General features: G+C 66.7%; 7 protein-coding genes. 4 read left to right on the forward strand and 3 right to left on the reverse strand.

Annotation, left to right across the window (positions count from 1 at the left end):
• Positions 1-6: 6 nt before the first annotated feature.
• Positions 7-1,599: an HNH endonuclease signature motif containing protein gene (locus tag ABW137_RS14135; RefSeq protein WP_526400929.1), complete on the reverse strand. Its 1,593-nt coding sequence runs from the start codon at positions 1,597-1,599 to the stop codon at positions 7-9.
• A 171-nt stretch (positions 1,600-1,770) separates the two neighbouring features.
• A complete protein-coding gene (locus tag ABW137_RS14140) occupies positions 1,771-2,754 on the reverse strand; it encodes an Lrp/AsnC family transcriptional regulator (protein WP_526400915.1) in 984 nt (327 codons plus the stop codon).
• Between the two features lie 98 nt (positions 2,755-2,852).
• Here ABW137_RS14140 and ABW137_RS14145 point away from each other — a divergent pair, with 98 nt between their 5' ends.
• Both ABW137_RS14145 and ABW137_RS14150 read left to right on the forward strand, forming a co-directional pair.
• Positions 2,853-3,611 carry an SDR family oxidoreductase gene (locus tag ABW137_RS14145; protein ID WP_526400917.1) on the forward strand — a complete coding sequence of 253 codons (759 nt, stop codon included), beginning with the start codon at positions 2,853-2,855 and terminating at the stop codon, positions 3,609-3,611.
• On the forward strand, positions 3,608-4,459 hold the full coding sequence (locus ABW137_RS14150) for an LLM class flavin-dependent oxidoreductase (RefSeq protein WP_526400919.1): 852 nt from the start codon (positions 3,608-3,610) through the stop codon (positions 4,457-4,459). Before ABW137_RS14145 ends, ABW137_RS14150 begins: the two co-directional genes overlap by 4 nt.
• A gap of 7 nt (positions 4,460-4,466) precedes the next feature.
• Here the strand turns inward: ABW137_RS14150 and ABW137_RS14155 are convergent, their stop codons facing one another.
• Entirely contained in the window at positions 4,467-5,495 is a 1,029-nt protein-coding gene (locus ABW137_RS14155; protein WP_526400921.1) for a sugar-binding transcriptional regulator, read from the reverse strand.
• A gap of 128 nt (positions 5,496-5,623) precedes the next feature.
• On the opposite strand from ABW137_RS14155, the gene eltD reads away from it, so the two are divergent.
• Positions 5,624-6,712, forward strand: coding sequence for an erythritol/L-threitol dehyrogenase (gene eltD / locus ABW137_RS14160; protein WP_526400931.1), 1,089 nt, complete (start codon positions 5,624-5,626; stop codon positions 6,710-6,712).
• Between the two features lie 27 nt (positions 6,713-6,739).
• Positions 6,740-8,176: an extracellular solute-binding protein gene (locus ABW137_RS14165; protein ID WP_526400923.1), complete on the forward strand. Its 1,437-nt coding sequence runs from the start codon at positions 6,740-6,742 to the stop codon at positions 8,174-8,176.
• The last annotated feature ends 8 nt before the right edge of the window (positions 8,177-8,184 follow it).

The raw sequence follows: 8,184 nt of genomic DNA on the forward strand, positions 1-8,184 counted from the left end.
ACTCGGCTATGCCGATGTCGTTTGATCACAGGCACTTTGGGACGACGGCCTTGGCTCGTCGGGTGGATCGTCACCGTAGTGCGGTGACTTTCGCGACGCCGGTGGTGGATGCGGGGGCGATGGCGGTGGCTGGTCGCCGCTCCGTGGGTGGTCGTCGGTTGCGGCGCGGTCGATTCCAGGTTCGTCGGGCGTCGCCGTTGCGGGTGGTGTGGGTGTTACGGGCGGTGCGGGTGCGGCAGGCGAGTTGGCTGGCGCGCCGCTGTATTCGGTTGGTTGACGCAGGGTTTCGGGGTGGTGGTAGTGGTTGACCCGGGCTTGGCCGGTGTCCAACCGCGGTGGCGGTAGCCATTCGACCTGATGGTGCTCGTTCATCCGCGTAGTCCAGCCGTTGGGTGCGACCATCCGATTGTCCGGCCCGCAGGCCAACCCGTTCTCGTCGACGTTGGTGTTCCCACCGTCGGCCCAGTCGGTGACCACGTGATGGACTTGCGTGCCATACGCCGGGACGGTGCATCCGGGTTTGCTGCAGCCACCGTCGCGTGCGATCAACGCCAACCGCTGCGCCACCGATGCGGTGCGCCGGGTGTGGAACAAGTCGAGCACCGAGCCGGTGGCCTCGTCGAACACCGCCAGGTAGTTGTGGGCATCGCGGCCTGCGGCCATCGACAGCACGTCGCTGACCGGGATCATGGTGCCGCCGCCGGTGACACCGATGCCCGCCCGATCGCGCAACTCGGCGAGGGTGGTGCGCACGATGATCGAGGTCGGCAACCCGCAGAGATGGCCCAATTCCCCCTTGTGCAGAGCCGCGCGGCCGATGAACACCATCGCGTCGTGGCGGCGTTGCGCCAGAGTGCGGATGTCCGAGTCGATCTGGGCTTGCGACGGTGTTCCCGAGGTGCACGGTGTCTCGTCGGCGGGATTGCACATCCCCGGTGCGGCGAACTTGGCGAACAGGACCTCCCATGCGGCCCACCCCTGCGGGTCCAGGTTGGCGCTCAGCTGGGTCATCCCATCGGCACCCTGTCTGCCGATGCTCACCCCGCGGCGCCGAGCGCGTTCTTCGTCGGTGGGTAGGGGGCCGTCCTGATCCAGGGTGAACAACGTGCGTGCGGTCTGATCGGCAAGTTCCTTCGGGCCCATGCCGACGCCGTGGCGAACCCAGTCGACCTCGATCTGGCCACGTTCGGCGGGGGTCACCCAGCCGGGGAGTTTGGTCAACGCGGTTCGGATCACGGTGACGTGTTCCCTGGTGAGCATCCCCAGCCCCTGAGCGGTCGAGGTGGCAGGCAACAAGGGAGGCAACGGTTCCCCCGACAGCGTGTGCCGCGGAGCCAGGTCCGTCGCCTCGGCCAGCCGGCGGTTGGCCTCCTTGGAGGACAGCCGCCACCGGATCATCAGGACGTCTCGCCATGACTTGGCCCCCAGCTCCTGGCAGGTGGTCTCGGCTTGCAGCCGGGCCAGCAGCCGCTGGGACTGCGTGGGCAGCTGACAGCACAAGGTCTCGAGCTCGTCGAGCACCCCCAGAAGTTCGGTGTGCGTGAGGACGTCCACGCCGCCGCCCGCCAGTTCGTCGTAGGCGGCACGCAACGCCGTCATGGCTTCCCGTACGGCTGTCCCGATCACACTTCGAACATACCTTCGACTACCGACAGATTCCGGTCTCGTGGAGGGGGCATCGAGACCTCTGAAACCAATGGGGCGCAAGTTGTTTCAGGCCACTTGGTCGTGGAGGTCGGGCGGATTCACCCATCGGTCGTTGAGGGGCCACTACGCGCGAATCAGCCGGCCGTGTGAGATCAGCGAGGCCGTCTGCTTGAGGCGCTGCGTGCGAATGCTCAGATCGTAGGTCTGCACGTGGGCCACGGTCGCGAACTTTCCGGACAGATACCGGTAGAGGTGGTCGACGTCGCGGCAGATGGCGATGGCCATCAGGTTGTTCCGGCCGCTGATGGCCGCCACCGACGCGATCTCGGCGTGCGCGGCGATCTGTTGACCGACGCCATCGAGGTGCGGCGGAGCCGTCGTCAGCCAGATCATTGCGTTGACGTCGAACCCGAGCCGCTGGGGAAGGATGTCGACGTCATAGGTCAATGCGCCGCCTGCCTCCAGCGCGGCAAGCCTTCGGGTGACCCGCGGGGTCGACCATCCCGTGTGCTCGGCCAGTCGCGCGTGGGGTGCCCGGCCGTCAACGGCGAGCGCGTCGAAGAGCGCCTGGTCCTCGTCATCGGGGACGAGCGGGCCCGCGGTGTGGCCGGTCGGTTCGGGTGGTACGAGCAGGCGCGTCTGCGCCGCAGTCAGATTGTGCCCGTACGCGGTCCATGGTTCGGTGCCCGCCTCGCCGAAGGTGTGCAGCACCAGGTCGATGTCGAGATCGAGCACCGACGTGGTGCGCGGCAGCCGCTGTAAAAGCCCTTCGGAGCCCTCGGCGAGGGGAGCCCGAATGACGCAGACCAGTTCGGTCCACCCCGACAGGATGTTGGCGTGAGTGACCTCCGGCCGTCGGACCAGCGCCTCGGCGAGCCGGGGGATGTCGTCGGGCTTGGCGTGCACGCGGACCACCCATTGGGCGTCCCCGTGCACCCGGGGGTCGAGGAGGCCGACCACCCGCAACGCACCGTCGCGGCGGAGTCGGTGATAACGCCGGGCAACCGTCTGCTCGGGAGCGTCGATGGTGTCGGCGATCAGACGGAACGATGCCCGCGGAGATATCTGCAGGGCGTGAATGATCTTGCCGTCGAGCTCGTCGATCATGAGGATAACCCTACGCATTCATCCCCAGTCGAGATGATTACTGACCGCTTTGGCTGCATTGGTGGCAGATCGTCATCGTGCCCGCCATCCTTGAGTGCATGCGATTGACGGGCAACACCATCCTGGTCACAGGGGGCGGCAGCGGAATCGGCGCCGGTCTGGCCGCCGCACTTCACCACGGCGGCAACCGAGTGATCATCGCCGGGCGTCGTCGGGAGGCGTTGGAGGCCGTCGTCCGCGCGCACCCCGGCATGGAATGCCTCCCGTTCGATCAGTCCGACCCGGAGTGCGTCGACGCATTCGCCGACGAGGTCGTGCGGCGTCATCCCGAATTGAACGTGCTGGTGAACAACGCCGGGATCATGGCGGCCGAGGATCTCACCACACCCGATCCGAGGGTGATCCGGGCGGTGTGTGCGACGAACCTGATCGGTCCGCTGCTGCTGACCTCACGCCTGCTGCCCACGCTGCGGAAGCGCCCGCGGGCGGCGATCGTGAACGTCTCGTCGGCGCTGGCCTTCGTGCCCATGGCGAGCCTTCCGACGTACTCCGCCACGAAGGCAGCGATGCACGCCTACACCGAGTCCCTGCGGTTCCAATTGCGGCACAGCCGGATTCAGGTCGTCGAGATACCACCGCCGCGGGTGTACACGGGTGCCGACGGTGCCGGCGGTGCCGGCAGTGCCGGCGGTGCGCACGTCGACGGCTTCGTCGCCGAGACGATGGCTCTGATGGCCGCACATCCCGGCGCCGACGAGGTCGTCGTCGACGCCGCCCGGTTTCTGCGCTTCGCCGAGCGTCGCGGCGACTACGAGAAGGCTTACGCCACAGTCAATCCCGAGAGAGGAACGTCATGAAGGTTGGAATCGGCTTGCCGAACCACGTCGCCGAGGTCAAGGGTCCCGTGATCGTCCAATGGGCCCGCCGCGCCGAGGAGCGCGATTTCGAGTCCGTCACCACGATCGACCGGCTGATCTATCCGAGCATCGACTCGATCGTCGCCCTCGCGGTCGCAGCGGGTGCCACCACCAACGTGGCACTGGTCACCAACGTCCTGCTTGCTCCGCTGTACCCGCCCGTTCTGCTCGCCAAGCAGCTGGGCAGCCTGGCTGACATCTCCGGCGACAGGGTGGTGCTGGGCGTCGGGGTCGGAGGTAGGGACGACGACTACGCTGCCGCAGGAGCGGACTTCAGCTCTCGCGGAAGGCTTCTCGATGCTGCCGCCACGATTTGGCGCCAGGTGTGGGCAGGCGATCTCGGCGAGTCACCGCTGTGCCCTTCGCCGGTGACGATCCCAGTGCTGTTCGGCGGGAAGTCCAAGGCGACGTTGCGCCGTGCCACCGAACTCGGCGACGGATGGGCGGCGGGCGCGGTCCGCGACTACGCGGTGCAGGCGTCCTTCGCCGACCAGATCCGGTCCGAATGGCAGAAGGCAGACCGGGCGGGCCATCCGACGCTCCAGGCATCGCTGAACTTCGCCCTCGGCGATGAGGCCGTGGTCGACGAGGGCAGGAGGAATCTCGGGCGCTACTACGCATTCACGCCCGACTACTGCGCGCTCTCCGTCGCCGACATGGTGGACACGCCAGACGATGCCCGCGACGCCGTGCGCACGTATCGCGACCTGGGTTTCGACCGACTGCTCTTCCATCCTGCCGTCGCAGCGCCCGACCAGGTCGACCGGCTCGCCGACGCCGTGCTGTGACGCCGACCTATTCGTCCAGGCTGGGACTGGCCAGGATGTCGGTGGCCGTGACCGGGTCGGTGACCAAGTGGTTGAAGTAGCCGCCGCGGGCACCCGCGATCACGGAGTCGACCTTCTCCTTGCCGACGGCGACGGCGATGGTGACCGGGATGTGCCGCAGCGCTTCGAGTTCCACGGCGATCAGCCGTTCGCCGTCCTCGAAGTCCACGGCCGCGCCGGTGCGGTCGAAGAACCGGGAGCAGACGTCGCCGACGGCGGCGCGCAGTGACGTCGAGCCGGTCGGCACGAACCGGGGAATGTCCGACCGGCTGAGCGGGGGTGCCCCGACACCCATCAGCGCGCATCGCGCGTGCGGCCACAGGTGCAGCACGCGCTGGATGCTCGGATCGTTGAGCAGGGACTGGTACAGCTCGACGCCCGGCACTGCGGGGGCGAACAGATAATTGGCCCGGCCGCCAATGCGATTGGCGACCAGTCTGGTGATCTCGTTGGTCTGGTACCACTCCTCGGGCTGGTCGTTGCCACCGACGGTGGGCGCCACGATCACCCCTGGCAGTGGCGTGAGCTCGTGCTGCGCGACCTCGTAGACGGTGCGTCCCGACGACACCAGCAGCACGTCGCCTGGCAGCAATCCTGCTTCGCTGAGCGCGCGTCCGACGGCGGGCGCCAGCGCCCGTCCCATCACGTCGACGACGCTGCGACCCGGGCCTGGAGCGGGCAGCTGCGTGCTGAGGTACACCGAGGTGAGGCCGAGCGCGCGCGCCAACCGGTCGGCGAGGTCACCGGGACGCGCCTCGGCGGGCGGGACCACTTCGATCCTCACGATCCCCTGGCGTTTGGCCTCGGACAGCAGCCTGCTCACGGTGGCGCGACTGGTGCCGAGTTGCTGGGCCACCTCGGCCTGCGTGGCCTCGTCCTCGTAATAGAGCCGCGCTGCGGTGTAGAGCAGCGACGCCGGAAAGTGGCTGCCTTCGCCGTCCTGAGATGCACCATCACCGAGCTGATTCGGCGGCGTGGGCTGGGCCGACCGGGGCATGGAGTGAGTATGGCACTGGACATGTGTTCTGGAAAGAATTTTGCTGAACATTCGTTCTGGACAAATGTGCAGCGCCTCGATACTGTGACCCCAGCCACAGGTGAAGGAGCGTTCTGATGACCGAAGCAGTGTCCGGCCACATTCCCGAAAAGATGCAGGCCGTCGTCGTGCACGGGCCAAATGACTACCGACTCGAAGAGGTCGCGGTGCCCGAGCGCAAGCCCGGCGAGGCGCTCATCAGGGTCGAGGCCGTCGGCATCTGCGCCAGCGACCTCAAGTGCTACCACGGGGCAGCCAAGTTCTGGGGCGACGAGAACCGCCCCGCATGGACCGAGACGATGGTCATCCCTGGCCACGAATTCGTCGGCCGCGTCGTCGAACTCGACGAACTCGCCGCCAGCAGGTGGGGCATCGCCGTTGGCGACCGAGTCACCTCCGAGCAGATCGTGCCCTGCTGGGAGTGCCGTTTCTGCAAGCGCGGGCAGTACCACATGTGCCAGCCGCACGACCTCTACGGCTTCAAGCGCCGCACCCCCGGCGCCATGGCGACCTACATGACCTATCCCGTTGAAGCGTTGGTGCACAAGATCTCCGGTGACATCCCACCCGCGCACGCGGCGTTCGTCGAGCCGCTGTCCTGCTCGCTGCACGCCGTCGAGCGGGCCGAGATCACCTTCGAGGACACGGTCGTGGTGGCCGGCTGCGGCCCCATCGGCCTCGGCATGATCGCGGGCGCCCGCGCCAAGAACCCGATGCACGTCATCGCGCTGGACATGGCGCCGGAGAAGCTCGAGCTGGCCAAGAAGTGCGGCGCCGACATCACCATCAACATCGCCGAGCAGGACGTCGAGAAGATCGTCAAGGACCTCACCGGCGGCTACGGTGCCGACGTGTACCTGGAGGGCACCGGACACCCGTCGGCGGTTCCCCAGGGACTCAACGCGTTGCGCAAGCTCGGTCGGTACGTCGAGTACGGAGTCTTCGGCAGCGACGTCACCGTCGACTGGAGCATCATCAGCGACGACAAGGAACTCGACGTTCTCGGCGCGCATCTCGGCCCATACACCTGGCCCGCCGCGATCAGGATGATCGAATCCGGCGTGCTGCCGCTCGACGAGATCTGCACGCACCAACTCCCGCTGAGCGAGTTCCAGAAGGGCCTCGACCTCGTCGGAAGCGGCAAGGAATCAGTCAAGGTCTCGCTGATTCCGGAATAGTCCAGAACCCCCACGAAGGACAGATACATGAGTCGAGATCGCTTTAGAGGAACCCAGGGTGGGCCGCAGATGTCGAGGCGGAACATGTTGGCGGCCATGGGTCTTGCCGGTGCCGCGGCCGCCAGCCTGCCGGTGCTCAGCGCATGCGGTGTCGGCGGCACCCCCAGCGCGCCCAACGGCGCCGGGGAGGTTAGCGGCGGGTTCGACTGGCGCAAGGCCGAGGGCCAAACCATCAACATCCTGCAGACACCGCACCCGTACCAGCTGTCGTATCAACCGCTGCTCGCCGAGTTCACCGAACTGACCGGCATCAACGTCAACGTCGACCTGGTTCCCGAGGCCGACTACTTCACCAAGCTGAACACCGAGCTGGCGGGCGGCTCCGGTAAGCACGACGCCTTCATGTTGGGCGCGTACTTCATCTGGCAGTACGGCCCTCCCGGTTGGGTGGAGGACCTCAAGCCGTGGCTGGAGAACACGTCGGCCACCAGCGACGAATACGACTTCGAGGACATCTTCGAGGGCCTGCGCACCTCCACCCGATGGGACTTCACTCTGGGCAATCCGCTGGGAACCGGTGGGCAGTGGGCGATTCCGTGGGGCTTCGAGAACAACGTCGTCGCCTACAACAAGCGGATCTTCGACGAGAAGGGCATCAAGACGCTGCCCGACAACCTCGACGACTTCATTCAGCTGGCCGTCGACCTGACCGACCGCGCCGAGAACCGCTACGGGCTGTCCACCCGCGGCTCGAAGTCGTGGGCGACCATCCACCCCGGCTTCATGACGCAGTACACGCGGCAGGGCGCGGTGGACTACAACTGGAACGGCTCGGAGCTGATCGCCGAGATGGACAGCGACGCAGCGATCGACTTCACCAAGAAGTGGATCGACCTGCAGCACCAGGCCGGCCCGACGTCATGGACCACGTACGACTATCCCAACGCCACCGGCGATCTCGGTGACGGCAAGGCGATGATGGTGTTCGACGCCGACAGCGCGACGTACCCCAAGAACAAGCCGGGCGCCAGCGCAGAGGCCGGCAACATCGCCTGGTACGCCGGACCTGCCGGGCCCGACGGCAATTACAAGACCAACCTGTGGACCTGGAGTTGGGCGATGTCGGCCAACTCCCGAAACAAGTTGCCCGCCTGGCTGTTCATCCAGTGGGCCACCGGCAAGGACGCGATGAACAAGGCCGTCGAGGGCGGCACCTACGCCGATCCGGTCCGGAAGTCCGTGTTCGACACCACGTTCAAGCGCGTCGCCGCCGACCAGTTCGGTTACCTCGAGGCGTTCGAGACCGTCATCGGCGAGTCGAAGATCCAATTCACGCCGCAGAAGAAGTTCTTCGACACCACCCAGAACTGGGCTGTCGCGCTGCAGGACATCTACGGGGGTGAGGACGCCGCCAGCCGGCTGCGCAGCCTCGCCAAAACCAACACGTCCAAGGTCAACCTCTAGGAGCTCTG

The organism is Mycobacterium sp. (genome assembly GCF_040509115.1).
GTDB lineage: Bacteria > Actinomycetota > Actinomycetes > Mycobacteriales > Mycobacteriaceae > Mycobacterium.